The sequence below is a fragment of the Flavobacterium solisilvae genome, assembly GCF_012911605.1.
Classification (GTDB): Bacteria; Bacteroidota; Bacteroidia; order Flavobacteriales; family Flavobacteriaceae; genus Flavobacterium; species Flavobacterium solisilvae.
This window is the reverse complement of the sequence record NZ_JAAMPT010000187.1, coordinates 1-20,132: the sequence shown is the minus strand read 5'-3', so window position 1 is coordinate 20,132 and position 20,132 is coordinate 1. Positions and strand designations below refer to the sequence as shown.

General features: G+C 33.8%; 22 protein-coding genes. 15 read left to right on the top strand and 7 right to left on the bottom strand.

Features of this window, described 5'->3' with window-relative positions; all coding sequences use genetic code 11:
* A partial coding sequence (locus G6042_RS01425; RefSeq protein WP_169522478.1) for a T9SS type B sorting domain-containing protein occupies positions 1–173 on the top strand: 173 nt, incomplete at its 5' end.
* Positions 174–337: 164 nt separating this feature from the next.
* Positions 338–730 carry a major tail protein gene (locus tag G6042_RS01420; protein WP_169522477.1) on the top strand — a complete coding sequence of 131 codons (393 nt, stop codon included), beginning with the start codon at positions 338–340 and terminating at the stop codon, positions 728–730.
* Positions 731–1,189: 459 nt separating this feature from the next.
* Here the strand turns inward: G6042_RS01420 and G6042_RS01415 are convergent, their stop codons facing one another.
* The gene (locus G6042_RS01415) at positions 1,190–1,573 is read right to left on the bottom strand and encodes a DUF3037 domain-containing protein (RefSeq protein ID WP_169522476.1); all 384 of its coding nucleotides are present in this window, start codon (positions 1,571–1,573) and stop codon (positions 1,190–1,192) included.
* Positions 1,551–2,339, bottom strand: coding sequence for a HipA family kinase (locus tag G6042_RS01410; RefSeq protein WP_169522475.1), 789 nt, complete (start codon positions 2,337–2,339; stop codon positions 1,551–1,553). Before G6042_RS01410 ends, G6042_RS01415 begins: the two co-directional genes overlap by 23 nt.
* Positions 2,340–2,556: 217 nt before the next feature.
* On the opposite strand from G6042_RS01410, the gene cyoE reads away from it, so the two are divergent.
* The 9 genes from cyoE (at position 2,557) to G6042_RS14400 (ending at position 7,967) form a co-directional block, all read left to right on the top strand.
* The gene (gene cyoE / locus G6042_RS01405; protein ID WP_169522479.1) at positions 2,557–3,459 is read left to right on the top strand and encodes a heme o synthase; all 903 of its coding nucleotides are present in this window, start codon (positions 2,557–2,559) and stop codon (positions 3,457–3,459) included.
* A gap of 5 nt (positions 3,460–3,464) precedes the next feature.
* Positions 3,465–4,046, top strand: coding sequence for a cytochrome c oxidase subunit 3 (locus G6042_RS01400; RefSeq protein ID WP_169522474.1), 582 nt, complete (start codon positions 3,465–3,467; stop codon positions 4,044–4,046).
* A 44-nt stretch (positions 4,047–4,090) separates the two neighbouring features.
* The gene (locus tag G6042_RS01395; protein WP_169522473.1) at positions 4,091–5,119 is read left to right on the top strand and encodes a cytochrome c oxidase subunit 3; all 1,029 of its coding nucleotides are present in this window, start codon (positions 4,091–4,093) and stop codon (positions 5,117–5,119) included.
* A 19-nt stretch (positions 5,120–5,138) separates the two neighbouring features.
* A complete protein-coding gene (locus G6042_RS01390) occupies positions 5,139–5,498 on the top strand; it encodes a cytochrome C oxidase subunit IV family protein (RefSeq protein ID WP_169522472.1) in 360 nt (119 codons plus the stop codon).
* Between the two features lie 80 nt (positions 5,499–5,578).
* Positions 5,579–6,286, top strand: a complete 708-nt coding sequence (locus G6042_RS01385) for a hypothetical protein (RefSeq protein ID WP_169522471.1) — start codon at positions 5,579–5,581, stop codon at positions 6,284–6,286.
* Positions 6,276–6,965 carry an SCO family protein gene (locus G6042_RS01380; RefSeq protein ID WP_169522470.1) on the top strand — a complete coding sequence of 230 codons (690 nt, stop codon included), beginning with the start codon at positions 6,276–6,278 and terminating at the stop codon, positions 6,963–6,965. Before G6042_RS01385 ends, G6042_RS01380 begins: the two co-directional genes overlap by 11 nt.
* Positions 6,958–7,548, top strand: a complete 591-nt coding sequence (locus G6042_RS01375) for a DUF420 domain-containing protein (protein ID WP_169522469.1) — start codon at positions 6,958–6,960, stop codon at positions 7,546–7,548. Before G6042_RS01380 ends, G6042_RS01375 begins: the two co-directional genes overlap by 8 nt.
* A gap of 40 nt (positions 7,549–7,588) precedes the next feature.
* On the top strand, positions 7,589–7,804 hold the full coding sequence (locus tag G6042_RS01370; RefSeq protein ID WP_235933171.1) for a hypothetical protein: 216 nt from the start codon (positions 7,589–7,591) through the stop codon (positions 7,802–7,804).
* Positions 7,805–7,832: 28 nt separating this feature from the next.
* Complete coding sequence (locus G6042_RS14400; protein WP_262887300.1) at positions 7,833–7,967, top strand: hypothetical protein; 135 nt, start codon at positions 7,833–7,835, stop codon at positions 7,965–7,967.
* A 26-nt stretch (positions 7,968–7,993) separates the two neighbouring features.
* On the opposite strand, the gene G6042_RS01365 is transcribed toward G6042_RS14400, so the two are convergent.
* Complete coding sequence (locus tag G6042_RS01365) at positions 7,994–9,385, bottom strand: DUF4403 family protein (RefSeq protein ID WP_169522467.1); 1,392 nt, start codon at positions 9,383–9,385, stop codon at positions 7,994–7,996.
* Between the two features lie 153 nt (positions 9,386–9,538).
* Between G6042_RS01365 and G6042_RS01360 the strand changes: the two genes are divergently transcribed.
* Genes G6042_RS01360 through tsaB form a run of 3 tightly spaced genes read left to right on the top strand, consistent with a single transcriptional unit; the run spans position 9,539 to position 12,875 of the window.
* Positions 9,539–10,912, top strand: coding sequence for a TolC family protein (locus tag G6042_RS01360; protein ID WP_169522466.1), 1,374 nt, complete (start codon positions 9,539–9,541; stop codon positions 10,910–10,912).
* A gap of 5 nt (positions 10,913–10,917) precedes the next feature.
* A complete protein-coding gene (locus G6042_RS01355; protein WP_169522465.1) occupies positions 10,918–12,219 on the top strand; it encodes an efflux RND transporter periplasmic adaptor subunit in 1,302 nt (433 codons plus the stop codon).
* Positions 12,219–12,875 (top strand): tRNA (adenosine(37)-N6)-threonylcarbamoyltransferase complex dimerization subunit type 1 TsaB, encoded by a 657-nt coding sequence (gene tsaB / locus G6042_RS01350; RefSeq protein WP_169522464.1) that lies wholly within the window; start codon positions 12,219–12,221, stop codon positions 12,873–12,875. The genes G6042_RS01355 and tsaB overlap by 1 nt, the downstream gene beginning before the upstream one ends.
* Positions 12,876–13,031: 156 nt before the next feature.
* Here the strand turns inward: tsaB and G6042_RS01345 are convergent, their stop codons facing one another.
* The 4 genes from G6042_RS01345 to G6042_RS01330 all read right to left on the bottom strand — a co-directional run bounded on the left by G6042_RS01345 (position 13,032) and on the right by G6042_RS01330 (position 17,440).
* Positions 13,032–13,862 carry a mechanosensitive ion channel family protein gene (locus G6042_RS01345; protein ID WP_169522463.1) on the bottom strand — a complete coding sequence of 277 codons (831 nt, stop codon included), beginning with the start codon at positions 13,860–13,862 and terminating at the stop codon, positions 13,032–13,034.
* Positions 13,863–13,929: 67 nt separating this feature from the next.
* Positions 13,930–14,328 carry a YtxH domain-containing protein gene (locus G6042_RS01340; RefSeq protein ID WP_169522462.1) on the bottom strand — a complete coding sequence of 133 codons (399 nt, stop codon included), beginning with the start codon at positions 14,326–14,328 and terminating at the stop codon, positions 13,930–13,932.
* A 44-nt stretch (positions 14,329–14,372) separates the two neighbouring features.
* On the bottom strand, positions 14,373–16,397 hold the full coding sequence (locus G6042_RS01335; protein ID WP_169522461.1) for a thioredoxin domain-containing protein: 2,025 nt from the start codon (positions 16,395–16,397) through the stop codon (positions 14,373–14,375).
* A 146-nt stretch (positions 16,398–16,543) separates the two neighbouring features.
* A complete protein-coding gene (locus tag G6042_RS01330; protein WP_169522460.1) occupies positions 16,544–17,440 on the bottom strand; it encodes a NifU family protein in 897 nt (298 codons plus the stop codon).
* Positions 17,441–17,570: 130 nt separating this feature from the next.
* On the opposite strand from G6042_RS01330, the gene G6042_RS01325 reads away from it, so the two are divergent.
* Positions 17,571–20,132: choice-of-anchor L domain-containing protein (locus G6042_RS01325; protein WP_211161611.1), on the top strand; the 2,562-nt coding region annotated here is incomplete at its 3' end.

The window sequence follows — 20,132 nt, the reverse complement described above, 5'->3', positions numbered from 1 at the left end:
ATATATTTGACCGCTATGGAAAACTATTAAAACAAATCAGTTCGAAAAGCGACGGTTGGGACGGAACGTTCAACGGACAGTTAATGCCATCAACCGATTACTGGTTCAAGGTAGAATATCCAGAAGCCGGTGTTATGAAAGAATTTAAAGCGCACTTCTCGTTAAAACGATAAAATACTAACCCACTAAAACCACTCAATTGAGTGGTTTTTTTATGGAAAAGTTTAGCTTTTACATTTTATAGAGTTAATATTGGATTACATTTAATAACTTTATTGGTTAATAGTGATAGCTTTTGAATTAGGAAGTAAATAAAAAATTGAACAAAAGAGATGAAATGAGAAAGTATTTAAGATATATATTTATTATCGGTTTAATTCTAACAGTTAATTCATGTGATTTTTTAGATCACACAAAAAAGTATGTTCAGATTAATTCAAATGTTGAATTAGATTTTACAGTTAATCAAATTGAATCAAAAAATGGATTTATATTAAACAATGAATTTTACTATGGAGGTGGAGTTTATTTGCAAACAAATAAAAAGTTTCCAAAATGGATTTCTGAAGAAATATCAATAGATGATGGTACAGCCATTTTTAGTGATGATGGGCAAATACTTTTAGATATTTGGAAGATAAAAACTCCATTTCAAATTTATAAGAAATCTAATTCAAATATTTTGAATTTAATAAAAAATAACGACACATTGCAGTTTAGGATATATTAATAAGACAATATAAAATGAGAAAAAAACTAAGCTTTTTGTTTACAATTATAGCTTTGTTTAGTAATTGTATTTTAAAAAATCAAAAGCCTTTTAATTTATACAAATTAAATTTTAAGGATAGTTTGGTAATTGATGTAGTTAAGACATCGATTCATAACAAGGCTTTGATTATTAATGATTCTGTTGTGTTCTATAAAACAAGTAGATTAATCTTTGAAAGTTATAATCCAAGATAGCTGTTTGAAAAAACAAAAAATAAGAAGTTACTCAATGAAGAGTATATTTACGCTCCTGATATTTCAGAAGTTGACGTTCCTTATAAATTGATTAAATGTAAAAAATCAAATATTTTTCAAATTATAAAAAATCAAGACACTCTTAATTTTGATTTTGAAAATATTGATGAACTTGATTATTGATGATTTTCAACAAAGAGTGTTTGATGAGCAGATATAATATTTACAAAACCAATTCTGTGTAAAGTTTATCGAAAGTTTTATCTAAATCAGTGCTAAAACCTGAATGAGGTCGAGAAGTTTGTATGCTCGAACTTTTTATTGCGGTAAGCCATCGGAAGCGTTCGGCAATGTCGAAAGTAGCAATTGGACCACCATCTTTTTTGCCAGAACAAATTTTGTCGAAAGAAGCTAAATTGATTTCTAATTGTTCGATGTCAAATTCAGGAGCAAAAAGGTGAATTTTTTCTACAGGAATATGGTATTCCATTCGCAAATATTTTTGTCTTTTGCTAAAAAGCATCAACCCAATATTGATAAATTCTTCGCGTTCTACTCTTGGCACAACACGAATTACAGCGTAATCATATAAGTGTTGTTCTTGCATCTTGAGCTTGTTTTAAAAAGATTTCTGCATTTGCTAATCGGATGGATAAAAACTGAAAATAGACTTCTTTTATTTCTTCTGGAGATAATGATTTGTCTTCCCAAAGTAACCAATCTTCGGGTATTTTGTTGACTAATTCTTTGATGCTGTTTTCGGTTAATTTTGATGTAAATTCGTTGTGTGCTTCTTCAAGTTTTGTGGCTTTTGGTAATAAAACATGGTCTTTAATTAGTGTAAAAGGTGTTATTGCAGTGGTTTTCCAATTGTCCCAAGAATGATGGAAATAAAAAGCGGCACCGTGATCGATTAACCAAAGTTCTTTTTTCCAAATCAGTAAGTTGGTGTTTTTAAATGTTCGATCCACATTGGTGATAAATGCGTCTAGCCAAACGATTTTTGAAGCTAATACTTCATCGCAGTCATTTGTTGCAGCATCATAGGTTATTGCGCCAGAAAGATAGTGTAATCCTAAATTTAATCCTTGACTGAATTTCAGTAAATCTTGAATTTCTTCATCGGCTTCGGTTCTTCCAAAGGCTTCATCAAGAGTTGCAAAAACTAGTTCGGGAACGGGTAAACCAAGATAACGCGCTATTTCTCCGCCAAGAAATTCGGCAATTAATGCTTTAACGCCATGACCTGCGCCACGAAATTTTAGTACATATTTAAAATCATCATCGGCTTCGGCAAGAGCCGGCAAAGAACCGCCTTCACGAAGTGGCGTGATGTATCGTGTGACGTTTACTGTTCGTAGATTGAAATCCATATTTTGTTATTCGAATAACAAATATACAGGAAAAGATGGAGTTTTTTGTTTTCTAACAGTAAAGCTGAGTTTACGATATTGTATTTGTTTGAGTTAATTAATCAAAACTAAACTTCTTTCTGCTTTTTATGATTCGTTTGTTTGCTAAATCATTTTCTATAAAGTACCTTTGCCGAAATTCCGATATTTAGGAATTGAAAACCCTAAAAGTAAAGCATTGAACGCTACTGTAAAATCATTTTCACTCAAATCTATCACTACTGATTTTAAAGAAATCACTAAAGCAGGTTTAGCCGTTAGCGTGGTTTTTTCATCAATAGCTGGATATTTGCTTGGTTTTGATGATGCTAATCCGTTTAGTTGGACAACTTTAATTATTCTTACTGTTGGTGGTTATTGCATGGTTGGTGCTTCTAATGCTTATAATCAGGTAATTGAAAAAGACCTCGATGCTAAAATGGATAGAACTAAAAATCGTCCAGTTGCTTCGGGTAGAATGTCGCCTAATCATGCACTTTTTGTGGCAAGTCTTTTAACGATAATCGGATTGGTATTGTTGTATTCCATCAATCCAAAATCGGCAATGTTTGGCGCGATTTCTATATTTCTGTACACAAGTATTTATACGCCGTTAAAAACCTACACGCCACTTTCAGTATTTGTTGGAGCTTTTCCAGGAGCAATTCCATTTATGTTAGGTTGGGTTGCTGCTACTGGCGAATTTGGTATAGAAGCTGGAACATTATTTTTAATCCAGTTTTTTTGGCAATTTCCCCATTTTTGGGCAATCGGTTGGTTTTTGTATGAAGATTATGAAAAGGCTGGATTTTTTATGCTTCCAACAGGAAAAAAAGACAATTCAACCGCTTTGCAAACTGTTTTGTATTCCTTTTGGTTGCTAGTTGCATCATTGTTGCCAGCGTTGGGATATACAGGAAAACTTTTTCTTTCGCCAACTGCGGCAGGTTTAGTATTTTTGCTTGGCGTTTGGATGATATTTTATGCCATCAAACTTTATCAGTTAAGAACAGCAAAAGCAGCACGAACATTAATGCTAGTGAGCGTTTCTTATATTAGTCTTTTGCAAATAGTATATATAGTAGATAAATTTTTAAGATAGTTATTATGACAATGACCGCCGAAGAACATAAAGCAAGATCATCAAGATCATACAAACTGATTTTGTTGTTTGCTATGTTGAGCATGACTATGATGTTTGCCGGGTTGACCAGTGCATTTGTAGTAAGTAAATCACGTGGCGATTGGTTGCAGAATTTTCAAATGCCAAGCGCTTTCTATTTTAGTACCCTAGTGATAATCTTGTGCAGTATTAACTTTGTTTTTGTAAAGAAAGCAATAAAAAAAGACGATAGAAAAACAACAACTACACTATTGTTGACCATTCTTGCATTAGGATTATTATTTGTCTATTTACAATTTCAAGGGTTTGCAGAAGTAAAAAATGCAGGATACTATTTCACGGGTCCAGGAAGTAATGTAACCACAACCTTTCTATACGTAGTGGCAGCAACACATCTTGTGCACTTGTTTGGAGGAATTATTTCACTTTTAATCATAATTTATAATCATTTTAAACAAAAATACAATTCAGGTCAAACCCTTGGAATTGAGCTTGGTGCAATGTATTGGCACTTTCTTGATTTCTTGTGGATTTATTTGTTTTTATTTTTATATTTCTTTAAATAAGAAAAAAAATCTAAATTTGGGAACTTTTTAACGAATTAACTTTTATGGGAGCGACAGTTACTACTGCAAATACTACAGGAAACACTTGGGGTGGAGGAAATGAGCCAATGGGAGCAAGTTATGGTAAAATGATGATGTGGTTTTTTATCGTATCAGATGCCTTAACATTCTCTGGATTCCTTGCTGCTTATGGGTTTTCTAGGTTTAAATTTATTGATACTTGGCCTATTGCCGATGAGGTGTTTACTCACTTCCCGTTTTTACATGGTGTTGATGCACCAATGTATTATGTGGCATTAATGACCTTTATCCTTATTTTCTCTTCAGTAACAATGGTATTAGCCGTTGATGCTGGTCATCAAATGAAACAAAAGAAAGTAGCATTTTATATGCTGTTAACCATCGTTGGTGGTTTAATCTTCGTTGGTTCTCAAGCTTGGGAATGGAAAAATTTCATCAAAGGAGAATTTGGTGCAGTAGAAACTAAAGGTGGAAGTATTCTTCAATTTATTGATAAAGATGGAAAAAGAGTAAAACTTGCCGACTTTGCTGCAACGCTTCACGAAGACAGAACTCAACACAAAGCAAGTAACGGTGTTTGGTTTGAAAGCGAACCAGCTTTACCAACCTATTCTGTTGCCGAAGTACAAGCTGGTTTCAAAGCGCATCCTGATTTATTAATTAGAACGGAAGCTATTTACAGAGGAACAGATGCTGAGAAAAAAGATGCTAAACTTCATCCAGAACTTAATAAAGTAAAACACAAAACAGTCCTTACTCGTGCAGAATCAGAAGCTATGTTAGCAAACGGTGCTTTAGTTGTAGAAGGTGCAAATCTTCAACATAATGAGTATGGAAGTAAATTATTTGCTGATTTCTTCTTCTTTATTACTGGTTTCCACGGTTTCCACGTATTCTCAGGAGTAATCATCAATATTATTATTTTCTTAAATGTTCTTTTAGGAACGTATGAAAAAAGAAGAAGCTACGAAATGGTTGAAAAAGTTGGACTTTATTGGCACTTTGTAGATTTAGTTTGGGTATTCGTATTTACATTCTTCTATTTAGTTTAATCTTGAATTTATAACCATTATGGCACACGATAATCACGCACACGAATCACACACTAAAAAGATCTGGATTGTTTTTGGAATCCTATCTATAGTAACGATAGTTGAAGTTTATTTAGGAATCATCAAACCAGCAGCGTTGGTAATGAATGATTTACTTGGAATGAACTTATTAAACTGGATATTTATTATTCTAACACTATATAAAGCTTACAAAATTACTTGGGCTTTCATGCACATGGATGGCGAAAAAGCAAGTCTAAGATGGGCAGTTGTTGGAACTACAGTTTTCTTAGTCTTGTATTTAATATTCATACTTTTGGTAGAAGGAAATTACGTTTATGAAGTCTTTAGAGACTCAACCATTAAATGGAATTTTTAACACTATATTAATTCAAAAAAAGTCCCGATGTTAATCGGGACTTTTTTATTTTTGTATTCGACAAATTAGTCACTCAAGCCATGAAAAAAAAAGCAGTTCTAATTATTCTATTCATACTTCCGTTAGTAGTGTATCTTTTCTTTGCTACTGGAGTAAACAGCTTTATAAAACTTCCAACACTTACCGAAAAAATCGCGGATGTTAACCCAAATTGGAAGTCACTCAACGGCGAAAAGGTAACCCTAAATGATAAGATAACCATTCTAGGATTTTCAGGAGAAAACATCATGGAAAACAGAGGAAACTTTTTTCTGTTAAACCAAAAAATATATAACCGAAATAAAGAATTCAAAGACTTTCAAATCGTTTTCATTGCGCCAGATGGAACTCAGGATAAAGTGAAAAGCATACTAGAACGATTGGATAAATTAACCGATACCAAAGGCTATCATTTTGTATTTGCTAAACCCGAAGAAATTCAGGCTTTTTTCAACACAATGAAATTAGTAGGTCAACTGAACGATAACTTTGGTTCGCCTAATGTGTATATTATCGACAAAGAACGAAATCTTCGCGGAAGAAAAGGAAAAAGCGTTCAAGGAAAACCCGAATATCGTGAAGGTTATAACGTTCAATCTTCGGCAGAATTGCATAACGAAATGACCGACGATTTAAAAATTATTCTGGCCGAATACCGTTTGGCTTTAAAAAAGAACAACAGAAAAGATGCTTTTCGCGACAAAATAACCAAAGAAGTAGAAACAAAGATTCAGCAAAATGAAAAATAAATCATACATCGGAATTTCATTGGTAGTTCTAGTTTTCGGAATTATTTTTATTCCAAAAATTATCGAAAGAATTAAAAACGGAACGGTTGTTCAAGGCGACCGAATTGATGGTGTTTCCAATCATAAAAATAAAGATGTAGAAACAGGTTTGGTAAAAATTGGTCCAGCGCCAAAGTTTGAATTAACCAATCAAGACGGAAAAACAATTTCCAACAAAAACTATGATGGAAAAGTATATGTTGTCGAGTTTTTCTTTTCAACCTGTCCAACCATTTGTCCAATCATGAATAAAAACATGGTTACCATTCAAAACGAGTTTTTTGGAAATCCAAATTTTGGTATTGCTTCCATTACCATTAATCCCGAAAATGATACCGCAGCAGTGCTAAAAAAACACGCCGAAGAATTAGGCGTAAAATCAACTAATTGGCATTTTCTAACGGGTGATCAAAAATACATTTACGAAATAGCCAACAAAGGGTTCAATCTTTATGCCGGCGAAAACAAGAATGCTAATGGCGGTTTTGAACATTCAGGATTGTTTGCTTTGATTGATAAAGAAGGAAACATTCGTTGCAGAAAAGACCAACACGGTAATCCAATTTTATATTACGACGGATTAGAAGCCAAAGGAGTAAAAGCAATTATTGAAGACATAAAAAAATTGATAAATGAGTAATCAAGACAACGGATTAGAAAAAAGATTTAAAAGCAGTATCGTTTTTGTATCGATACTAATTCCAATAGTAGTTGCCATTTTATTTAGCATTAAACTAAAAGATTTTGGTATCAATGTAGAACCTTTATCTTTTTTACCACCAATTTATGCAGGAATTAATGCATTAACTGCAATTCTTCTGGTAATTGGAGTTATAGCCATTAAAAACGGTAATCGTGAAAAACATCAAAAACTAATGACAGCAGCAATTGGTTGTTCAGTGGCTTTTCTTGTCATGTATGTTGCCTATCATTTAACCGCTGATTCTGCAAAATATGGTGATACAAACCACGACGGAATTGTTAGCGAAGTTGAATTAGCCGAAGCAGGAATCATGCGATTGATTTATTTCTTTATTCTAATTACGCATATTTTATTATCTATTATCATCATTCCATTAGTATTGTTTACTTATGTTAGAGCTTTGGCTGAGCGTTTTGATAGGCATAAAAAATTAGCCAAAATCACTTTCCCAATTTGGTTATATGTTGCCATAACTGGAGTAATTGTTTACATCATGATTTCGCCTTATTATGCAAACTAAGTCAAAAAACAAAAGTCAAAAGTCTAAAGCAAAAAGCAAAATGAATAAAGGATTGTTCTTTACTCTTTGCTCTTTACTCTTTGCTCTTAATGCCAGTGCTCAATGTGCTATGTGTAGAGCTTCATTAGAAAGTAATGGCGATACAAAACAAGCCGAAGCAGTAAACGATGGAATTGTCTATCTAATGGCAATTCCGTATATCTTAGTTGGTTTGCTTGGGTTTGTTATTTATAAAATGTACACGAAGAAGAATTAATTTTTAAAATTAACTTTATAAAAACATTATGGAAAAATCAGTTTCAGAGTTAAGTTTTGGATTAGTTTTATGGCAAATGTTAGGATTGATTATTCAAATAGGCGTAATAATTATACTTTACAAAGTAATTATTTGGTTTTTTAAGAAACCAAAGAAAGCTTAAAATTTGAACTGAAAGTTTTTTTCAAACTATTCCATCCCGTCAATCAAAACTTTCATTTTTCCTGTGGTGGTGATGAAAGCAATCATAGCTTTGTCGGTCAATTCTACTTTTTCAAATTCAAAGTCGTTCATCGTTCCGTTAACGAAAACACCTTTCATTGGTGAATAATTATTCAAATAAGGCAACATGTTTTTCTTTCCTTCGTCCAAGTTTTCTTTGATAGAATATCGACAATTTTCTTGAATTTTTCTTAAAATCATGCCTTGTAACAACCAATTGGCGGTTTTGGTCAACAAACCTTTGGTGTTCAAAACATAATCCATTTGGTCAAAGTAAATTTCCTTCGTAATCGAATTATAATTTGGAATTCCCGATAGGTAAATCGTTCCGTTAATACTTCCAGTCATGTCGAGTGCAATAATAATTTTGCTGTCTTTGTGCCAAAGCGAAACATTTTGAACCACAATTTTTCTGCTGCCTGAGGCAAATTCTTTTCCTTTAAAATTAGAAGTAATTATTTTCGACGCACTATCATAAGTAGAAATCGCAGCAATATTAGCAGTTACTTTGTCAGGAACATTGATAACGGGTTTGAATGCAATTTTAGTTCGGTCAAACGTGTTTTTTGGTTGTTGACCAACCATTGTTTCCATGTTGCATTTTAGTCCTAAATTCATGTTGATTTTTGTTTTGCTCAAAACAGCATCAGTTACATAAACTTCTATCGGAATGAGTTTAAACCAAGTTTGATATTGTTCGCTAGTTTGAAACGGCGTACTCATTTTGTCTAAAACATCGAGAACGTAAGGTTTAAAATCAGCAGTTTCATTAATGGCTTCATCAATTTTCTTAGCCACTTTCGATTTAAAAATCGACAAGGTTGGATTGATAATATAAGTAATCGGAACATTTTTTCCAGCTACAGTAATCGTTGGACTTTCACTCCATTCAAAATCTTCAATTTTAGAAACGGTATTCATTTTAAAGTTAGACAATTTTGCATCGCTAACCAAGGTAATTGTACCGTTTAAATTGATTTCTCTAGTATCGTTCAAACCCATAAAATCGGTTCCATATTTGAATTTAGACCAAATTTTTAATGGCAAAACCGATACTATTTTTCCTTCTTTTTCAGAAATTTTAATTGGAGCTGTTTTCCAAATTTTCATTTCGGTTTTGTCGTCTTGCAAATTAGAATCGTCATAAATTTGTCCAGTCAACGTTTTGTTTAATTGATGCTCGATTTCTTTCAGCGAAATTTCCAATGGCATGCTAATAAACGAAGTGGAAGTTTTATAAACCATCGGCGAGTCATCGCTTGGTAATGGTTTTAGGGTTTCAATTTTTTGGGCAGTAGAACAACCGTTTAAGACAACCAAAGCCAAAAAGAAACAAAGCAATAACGATACTATTTTCATAGGAATAAATAATTGTGCTCAAATTTATAAATAAAAACCTGTAACATATTTAAAAAACTATAGTCTAAACAGTAAGATTTTTGATTTAATTATTTAACAAAAACTATACCTTTGTTACTAATCATGTTTCAAGGACTTTTTAACAGTCAAACTATGAACAATAAAACAACTTTTTTTCTCACAGCATTTTTTCTAATTGGATTGGTTTCATTTGCCCAAACTAAAAAATGGACATTGGAAGAATGCGTTTTTTATGCAGTAGAAAACAATATTTCCATTCAACAATCGGAATTGGATTTACAGAATGCTAAAATTGACAAGAACTCTGCTTTAGGTAATTTTCTTCCTAGTTTGAATGCTGGAGCAAATCATTCGTGGAACATTGGTTTGAATCAAAATATTACAACAGGATTGTTAGAAAATCAAACAACTCAGTTTAGTTCTGTTAGTCTAAATTCAAGTATTGATATATACAACGGACTTCAAAACCAAAATAGACTTCGTAGAGCAAAACTTTCTGAACTTGCATCACAATACAATCTGTCAAAAATTCAAGATGATATTTCGCTTTCTGTTGCCAATGCCTATTTGAATATCCTTTTCAATAAAGAGAATTTAAAAGTCCAACAAGCACAATTGGTTAATGATGAACAACAGTTGACAAGAAGCGAAGAGTTAGTTAAAGCAGGTTCAATACCTAGAGGTGATTTGCTTGATGTAAAGGCTACAGTTGCACTTGATAAACAGAAAATTTTGGCAGCAGAAAACACTTTGTTGATATCAAAACTTAGTTTAGCTCAATTACTCCAGTTAGAGGATTTTAAAAATTTTGATATTGTTGAAGAAAATCTAAATGCAGAACAAAGCGCGACATTATTAGAAAAACCTCAAACTATATATGGAAAAGCGCTTGAACATAGAATAGAAATTAAAGTTGCAAAAACAAATTTGGAAGTTGCAGAGAAAGATGTGAAAATAGCCAAGGGAACTATGCAACCAAGTTTGACAGGTTTTTATAGTTTTAGTACTCGTGCTAGTTATTCTGATAGAATAATAGGTATTGATGGTGGAGGAAATCCAATAGTTGCTGGACCATTACCTCTTTTTGATCAATTTAGTGATAATAAAGGACATAACTTTGGTTTGCAGCTAAATGTTCCAATCCTTAATGGATTTTCAGCTAGAAATAATGTGGCAAAATCTAAAGTAAATTATGAAAGAACAAAAAATGCATACAATCAAGCAGAACTTGATTTGGAAAGAAATGTTTACACTGCTTTTACTGATGCAAATGCCGCTTTGAAAACATACGAAGCTGCTGTTTCTACTCTCGAAGCTAGAGAAGAAGCATTTAATTATGCAAAAGAAAAATTTGCTGTAGGCATGATGAATGCTTTTGACTACAACCAAGCACAATTGCTTTACACAAACGCTCAATCTGATCTGATTAGAGCAAAATATGATTATATTTTTAAAGAAAAAGTTGTTGAACTCTATTTTGGAATCCCAATATTAAAAAAACCATAAAAACCATGTCAAAAAAGAAAATATACTGGATAGTTGGAATTTTAGCCGCATTACTTATTGTTTTAATCGTTTTGAAAAAGAACGGCTCAATTGGTAATAACGATGAATCTATTGAAGTTGAAACGGCAGCAGTAAACGAAATTACGATTGTTGAAACAGTTTCGGCTACCGGAAAAATTCAACCTGAAATTGAAGTAAAAATTTCATCTGAAGTTTCTGGAGAAATTATCGCTTTGCCGATAAAAGAAGGGCAAGTAGTGAAAAAAGGTGATTTGTTAGTAAAAATTAATCCCGATTTATATACTTCGGGTTACAACAGAACTATTTCTAATTTATCAGGAACAAAAGCAAGTTTAAGCCAAGCCGATGCCACTTTCAGAGAAGCAAAAGCAAGTTATGATAGAAGCAAAACACTTTTTGACAAAGGAATCATTTCTCGCTCAGAATGGGATAAAGCTGTGGCTGTTTTTGAAGGTGCAAAAGCTACCAAAGAGAATGCCTATTATAATGTTCAAAGTGCAAATGCTACGGTAAAAGAAGCTAAAGATAACTTAGGAAGAACAACTATTTATTCGCCAGCCGATGGAACAATTTCATCGCTTGGTGTTGAATTGGGAGAACGAGTTTTAGGAACACAACAAATGACTGGAACCGAAATTCTTCGTGTTGCCAACCTAAACAACATGGAAGTTGAAGTAGATGTAAACGAAAATGATATTGTAAAAGTTAGTATTGGCGACAGCACAAAAATTCAAGTCGATGCTTATTTGAAGAAAGAATTTAAAGGAATTGTAACCAGTATTTCTAACTCGGCAAGTACAACTACAACGGCTGATCAAGTAACTAATTTTAAAGTAAAAGTTAGAATTCTAAAAGAATCGTACCAAGATTTATTGGAAGGAAAACCAGCAACTTTTTCGCCTTTCCGTCCAGGAATGACAGCTACGGTTGATATTATTACTAAAAGAAAAGAAAACGTTATTGGCGTTCCAATTAGTTCGGTAGTTGTTAAATCCGACACAGCGGCAACTAAAAAATATGAAGTGAAAGACGAAGCCGAAGGAAAAATCACGTCTAAAAACGACAAAAAATTTGAATGTGTTTTTGTGAAAAATGGAGACAAAGCCAAAATTAGAATTATCAAAACTGGAATTCAAGATGATACTAACATTGAAGTCATTTCTGGCTTGAAAAAAGGCGATGTGGTTATCACTGGTCCATATACAACAGTTACTAAAGACTTAAATTCGGGCGATAAAGTAAAATCTAAAAACGATTCTAAAGCGAAGAAACCAGAGAAAAAATAATGACATATATTCTTAACATAGAAACCGCTACCAAAAATTGTTCGGTTTCTTTAGCTAAAAATGGCGAAACTATTTTGTGTAAAGAAATTGCCGAACAAGGTTATTCTCATGCCGAAAAGCTACATGTTTTTATTGAAGAAATTGTAAAAGAAGCTAATGTCAATTTCTCCGAAATTAAAGCGGTTGCTGTGAGCAAAGGTCCAGGTTCTTATACAGGTTTGCGCATTGGAGTTTCGGCAGCAAAAGGATTGTGTTATGCATTACAAATTCCGCTGATTTCTATTGATACGATGCAAGTTTTGGCAAAAAAAGCTAATGTTGATGGTTTAATCGTCCCGATGATTGACGCTCGTAGAATGGAAGTTTACAGCGCTGTTTTTGATAAAAATCTCAATAAAATAAAAGAGGTTGAAGCCGAAGTTTTAACTGAAAATAGCTATCAGGATTTTGACCAAACGGTTTATTTTGTTGGCGATTGTCAAGAAAAATGCCAAACGGTTTTGGTTAAAGATAACTTCAAGTTTTTACCCGAAATTATTTTTCCCTCAGCAAATGAAATGAGTGTTTTGAGCTTTGAAAAATTCCAAAACAACGATTTTGAAGATGTAGCTTATTTTGAACCGTTTTACTTGAAAGATTTTATGTTGACGAAGTAAGTTGAATTTAATTTTATAGATTTTCTCAGAAAATAATATATCTATGAACTTGTCATTCCGAGGAACGAGGAATCTCATATTCTAAGTTAAATTCATCTCAACTTGATGAGATTCCTCGTTCCTCGGAATGACAAAATAATACATTTTTTATATTATTTACTTCGAAGCTTCAATTGTATATGGTTGGATAGAAACCCCAGCTTTGTCAAACGCATCTTTACATTGTTCCAAAATATCCGAACTCATACTACTAAAATCAGCATTTTTTGCCCATGGTTGAATGGCTAAAACAATGGAAGTATCAGTTAAATTTTTAACAGAAACTGCAGGTAATGGATTTTTTAACACTTTCGGATGATTGGTCATGACTTTCATAACAATGTCTTTGGCTGTTTTTATATTGGTATCATACGATAGTGAAAACACCAAATCAGCTCTGCGAACACCTTGTAGAGAATAATTAATTATAATTCCGTTAGACAAAATTCCATTTGGAATAAATATCGTTTGGTTATTTGAAGTAAGTAACTTTGTGGTGAAGATTTGAATTTCATTCACAGTTCCAGCAACGCCTTGTGCTTCAATGCTATCGCCAACACGAAATGGTTTGAATAAAATAATCAAAACACCACCAGCAAAATTAGACAACGAACCCTGAAGCGATAAACCAACGGCTAAACCTGCCGCACCAAGAATAGCAACAAACGATGACGATTCGATGCCAAGTCGGGAAATAACGGTAATGAAAAGCAATAATCGTAATGCCCAAAGTAAACTGCTTGCTAAGAAACGTGAAAGTGTTGGGTCAAATTCATTTTTAAGCATTATCTTTTTCACCATACGGTTTATCAATCGGATACCGTAAAGTCCAATAATTAAAATGAATATAGCAGAAATCAGTTTGGGTGAATAAGCAATCAAAGCGTTGATAAACTCGTTCACATATTCTTCAAAGGAATGGATGTATTGCAGTTCTTTCTTTTCCATAAATAATCATAAAAAATCCCGATGGAATCGGGATTAATTTAATAAAGCAAAAATACGATTTTTTAAATTAATCGGCATTTTCGTCAGCAGGTTTAACAATATCTTCTGCTTTTGTTTTGATTTCTTCGGCATCTTCTGAAGCATCATTTGCAAAAGAATTTACTTTTTCTTTCACACTTGCTACTGCATTTTCAGCAAATTCCTCAGCTTTATCCGCAAATTCGCTAGCTTTTTCTTTTACTGTTTCTACTGCATTTTCAATAGCTTCGGTTGCTTGTGGAACATATTCGCTTACTTTTTCTTTAGCAGTTTCGGCAAAATCTTCTACTTTGTCAACCAATGGCGCAGCAGCTTCTTTTGCTTTTTCGATTGTTTCTTCTGCAAAAGTTTCTGCCTTGTCAGCTACTTCGCTTACTTTTTCTTTGGACGAACCAAATAAGTTTTTAAAAAATCCTCCGATTCCCATAGTTGTAGTTTTTAATTGATTAATAATAACAATATTACAAAAATTTATGATTGCAATTTTAATTCAATTAAGATTTCTTCTAAATTATCGGTTGGTTTTTGACAGGTTCGATTTTGACACAAATACAAAAGTGTTTCATTTTCTACAAATCGATTTTCTAGAAATGGAAGTTTAGAAACGTTTTTACCTCCAGCGATTATAGCATTTGGAAAATAATGCTGATTGATTTTTAATCCAAATTCGATGGTTTTTTCTCCACAAATAGCGATTTCTTTTTGCTGTTCGGAAAAGTTTAGTAACAAGTTCAACCAATTGGAAAATGCCGACGGATAATCAATCGTTGGGATAATATGTTGCAGCATTTGCTGGCTTATTTTTTCAAAATAGTTGTTTTCAAAATAAATGCTCAATTTGAAAAGAACGTTTGCCATAACTGAGTTTGCTGCCGGAATTACGTTGTCTTCTACTTCAAAATGTGGCGTAATCAAATCGCTGTCTTGTCGTGAAGTGAAACGAAAAAATTGTTCTTTTTCATCATAAAAATAATCCAAACAATGATGTACTAAATCTTTGGTTTTATGTAGCCAATTTTCATCAAAAGTAACTTCATATAATGAAATAAAAGCTTCCATTACATGAACATAATCTTCGAGATAAGCATTGATGGTCGCTTTTCCGTTTTTATACGTTCGGAATAAATTTCCATCAACATTCCAGAGTTTTTCAATGATGAAATTAGCGTTTTGTAATGCGATTTTCAAATATTTTTCGTCATTCAAAGCTTTGTAAGCATCCACAAAACCTTTGAGCATTATCGCATTCCAAGACGTTAAACATTTATCGTCCAATCTTGGTTTGTTTCTTTTTTCTCTTTCGAGATAGAGTTTTTGTTCCCAAGATTTTTTCTTTTGTTCCAATGTTTCAATGGCGATATTTTGCTGTTTTGAAATTTGTTCCAAAGATTGGTTTTGGATTAAAACATAATTTTCGTGTTCCCAAAACCCGAATTCATTCACATTAAAAACTTCTGAAAATAATTCAAAATCTTCTTGTAAAATGGCTTGAAGTTCTGTTTTTGTCCAAACATAAAATGCGCCTTCTTCCAGATGCTTTTCTTGGTTTAAACTGTCTGCATCAAGTGCGGAAAAGAAACTTCCTTCAGCTGTTAGCCATTCTTTTTCAACGAAATTTAGTGTTTTTTCAATAACTTCTTTGTACAGTTTGTTTTTGGTTAATTTATACGCATTAGCATACAATGAAACCAATTGTCCGTTGTCGTAAAGCATTTTTTCAAAATGTGGAACGTGCCATTTTATATCTACGGAATAGCGAGAAAATCCGCCATCAACCGTGTCAAATAATCCGCCAAAAGCCATTTTGGTTAATGTTAAATTTACAAATTCCAAAAGTTTTGAGTTGTTGGTTTGATAAGCGTAACGAAGTAAAAATTCATAATTGGTTGGCATCATGAATTTTGGAGCTCGAGCCATTCCGCCAAAATCCCAATCGAAGCTTTTTTGCCATTTTTCGATTAGTTTTTCAAGAATTTCAAAGTTGAAATCGGTTGTGGTTTCTGTTTTTGGAATGATGCTAATGGATTGCAATCCTTCGTGTAGTTTTTCGGCATAATCCAGAATGGTTTCGGGAGTTTGGATGTAAATTTCCTGAAGTTTTTCGAGTGAATTTATCCATTCGTTTTTTCTGAAATATGTTCCGCCCCAAATTGGTCTTCCGTCGGGCAAAGCGACAACATTCATTGGCCAACCACCGCGACCAGTCATTATTTGGACAGCTTTCATGTAAACGGCATCAATATCTGGTCGTTCTTCGCGGTCGATTTTGATATTGATAAAATGAGCATTCATCACGGAAGCTACTTCTTCATTTTCAAAACTTTCGTGTTCCATCACGTGACACCAATGACACGCTGAATAACCAATGCTGATAAGGATTAGTTTGTTTTCTTTTTTGGCTAAAGCCAATGTTTTTTCGTTCCACGCTTTCCAGTGCACGGGATTGTTGGCGTGTTGTAATAGATAAGGACTGGTTTCTTGATTTAGCTCGTTCATTGTTGTAGTTTAGCCCAGATAGAGCCGATATCCTCGCGTAGTTTACGGAGCGAGATAAAGGCGAAAGCTGGAAATAGCTCCTAAAAAAAAATAAAAAAAGCGCCATAATTTATGACGCTTAAAGGTATGGCTTTATTTTGAAATTGTTATCCGTTTAAAGCTTCAACTACAATTTCGTTATCGCTCAACATACTTTTTAGCATATTTTCAATACCATTTTTTAATGTAAATGTTGATGATGGACAACCATTGCACGAACCTTGAAGTACAACTTTTACTTTTTTGCTGTCTTCATCATAAGAATCGAAAAGGATGTTTCCGCCATCGGCTGCAACGGCAGGTTTTACGTATTCTTCAAGTATGTTGATGATTTGCTGAGACGTAACATCAAGATTGTCGAAATTTTTGATTTGCTGTTTTTCTTGTTTGGTATCGGTTGCAATTAAACTTTCGTCCAAAACGGTTCCACCATTTTCAAGGAACTGTTTGATGAATGTTCGCAATTCCAACGTGATTTCATCCCAAGAAATGCTGTCATATTTGGTTACGGAAACGTAATTTTCGGTGATGAAAATTTCTTTTACGTAGTGAAATTTGAATAATTCCTGTGCCAAAGGTGATGCTGCTGCTTCGTCAATATTTTTGAATTCGGCCGAAGTTTTTGTTAAGGCTTTGTTGACTACAAATTTTAGCGAAGCCGGATTTGGTGTGGTTTCGCCATAAACTGAAATAGGTTGTTTTTTTGTCGCGTTTTCGGTTGGAAGCACAATTACACCGCCATCGTTTACAAAATTTTCAATTTGCTCGGCAACATCGTCTTGAACGTCTTTCCAATCGACAATGCTAAATCGTTCGATAGCAATAAAATTTCCCGAAATGTAAACGGTTTTTACAAACGGAAGGTAAAAAAGTTGTTGCGCTAAAGGTGAATTTTTGGCTTCATCGATGTTTTTGAATTCAAAATTTTGGTTTTGAGTGATGAAATCAGGGAATTCAAATTTAATTATTGTTGGGTTTTGCGTTTCTTTTATAGAGATTTTCATTTGTATTGTATATTTTTTTGCAAATTTAACAAAGTTATTTTCCATGATTAACTATATTTGGGCTTTTAAACAAATTATTAACATTTGAACAACATATTGTTATGTTTATGTTCCTAATAATCAGTCGATAATGAAACAAAAATTACTTATATTTTCTTTGTTTTTGCTTTTTTCAAAAGTACTGGCGCAGCCAATAACGGTTAATACCAATCAATTTACTGTGCCGCAATTGGTTCAGGATGTGCTTTTTGGAAATGGAACTGCAGGTTCGTCTTGTGTTGGGACAATTTCAAACATTACTTGGAGTACTGGGACAAATTTTGGTTCTTCAAACGGTATAGGATATTTTACGAATACGAATCCTAACTTTCCACTGACTAATGGAGTGATTTTGAGTACGGGAGAAGCAACAGCTGCTGTTGGACCAAATAACAATCAACAAAATAATGGTAGTTTTAACGGTTGGCCAGGAGATAATCAGTTGTTTAATTATATTCAAGGTTTAGGGATTGATGTTGGATTGACAAGTTACAGAAATGCTACGATATTAGAATTTGATTTTACACCGTTGACAGATGAAATGAGTTTTGATTTCTTATTTGCATCTGAAGAATATGGATCAGAGCAATGTGCATATTCTGATGCTTTTGCTTTCTTTTTAACTAATCTTACTGCTTCTACGCCGCCAATTAACCTGGCATTGGTTCCAGGTGCCGTTACTGAAACGCCTATTGCGGTAACGACGATTAGGGATTGTGCTTATTATACTGGTAGTGGACCTAATTGTCCTGATGGAACACCTTGTTCTATGAATCCACAATTTTTTGGAAATTTTAACGGACCAACAGGTTCAGCTACCAATTTTAATGGAGAAACGGTTTTAATGACGGCTTCATCAACGGTTATTCCTGGGAATATTTATCACATCAAATTAGTTGTTGCCGATAGGAATGATAATATTTTAGACTCAGCGGTTTTTCTTGGTGGAGGAAGTTTCAATATTGGAACTGCGGATTTAGCAGGTACTGGAATTTATGATGGATTAACCGATTTGATTATCAGTGATGGTCTTGGAATTTGTGATGGTGTTGAAATTACTATTCAGGCAGGAGCAGTTGCTATGCCAGGTGTAACTTATCAATGGACTCGTGATACATTTGTTATTCCAGATGCTACTACCAATTCTTATACTATCTCTCAAGGTGGAGAATATGGAATTGTGATTACATATCCTGGAGGTTGTCAACAAACGGATACTATGACGGTTGAGTATTTTCCACCAGCTTTAGTGTTAGGAACGCCAAATGATTTAACGCAATGCGCCGCGCCTTTTAATTTAACACAAAATCAATCAATTATTGTTAATGGGCAAGCAAATGGAGGTGTAAGATATCATCATTCTTTGGTTGATGCGCAATCGATTAATAATGAAATTACTAATATCACGAATTACCCTGGAGTTAATGGTGAACAAATATTCGTTGGAGTTGAAGAGCCAAGTGGCGGTGGATGTATTTCCGTAACTTCTTTTTATCTATATATTGATGAAGAATTGTGTCCTAAAAGTCCACAGCCAGTTCCAAATTTAACTGAATGTGAAAATAGTTTTAATAGTAATGCCGCAACTTTTGATTTAACACCACAAACAGCAATTACATTAGGAACTGCTGATCCTACCGAATATACAGTTACTTATCACTTATCTCAAGCTGCAGCTAATGCTGGAACTGGAGATATTAGTCCGTTGAATGCTTTTCCAGGAACTAATAATCAAGAGATTTTTATTAGAATGGAGCAGAATATAAATCCGACGGTTTATGGTGTTGTAAGTTTTACTTTAATTACAAATCCCCTTCCAACCGCCACAATTTCGGGTACTACGACAATTTGTTCAGGCGATAGTGCAACGATAACTTTTACAGGAACACCAGGTGCGGTGGTGAATTATTTAGTAAATCCGGGAACGACGGGAAGTGTGACATTGGATGCATCAGGAAGTGCAACGATTACTTCGGCATATACAACAAGCACGAGTTATACCTTAATAAATGTAACTAACCCAACGACAACCTGTTCGCAATTAGTTGGAGGAATAGCTACGATTACCGTAAATCCATTACCAACAGCCACAATAAGTGGAACAACGACAGTTTGTCAAGGTGCTGCTAATCCATCGATAACCTTTACTGGAGCAAATGCAACAGCACCATATACGTTTACCTATTTAGATCAAAATAACGCTACACAAACTATTACTACCACAGCAGGAAATAGCGTAACAGTGCCAGTATCGACTGCTAATGGTGGAACATTTAACTATCAATTACTAAGCGTTTCAAGCGCAAGCACACCAGCATGTAGCCAGCCACAAAGTGGTACAGCAACAGTAACAGTTGTAACCTTGCCAACGGCATCAATTTCAGGAACAGCGACAACCTGTTTGAACTTTGCAGAACCACAAGTAGTGTTGACAGGATTTAACGGAACAGCACCTTATACGTTTACTTACAGTTTAGACACCGTAGTTCAACCACCAGTTACCAGTACAGGAAATAGCTATGCAATAAATGCACCAACAACCGCTTCGGGAACATTTGTATACCAATTGATAAGTGTAGCGAGTTCAGGAACACCAGTTTGTAGTCAACCACAAACCGGAACAGTAACTATTGTTGTAAACGATGCGCCAATT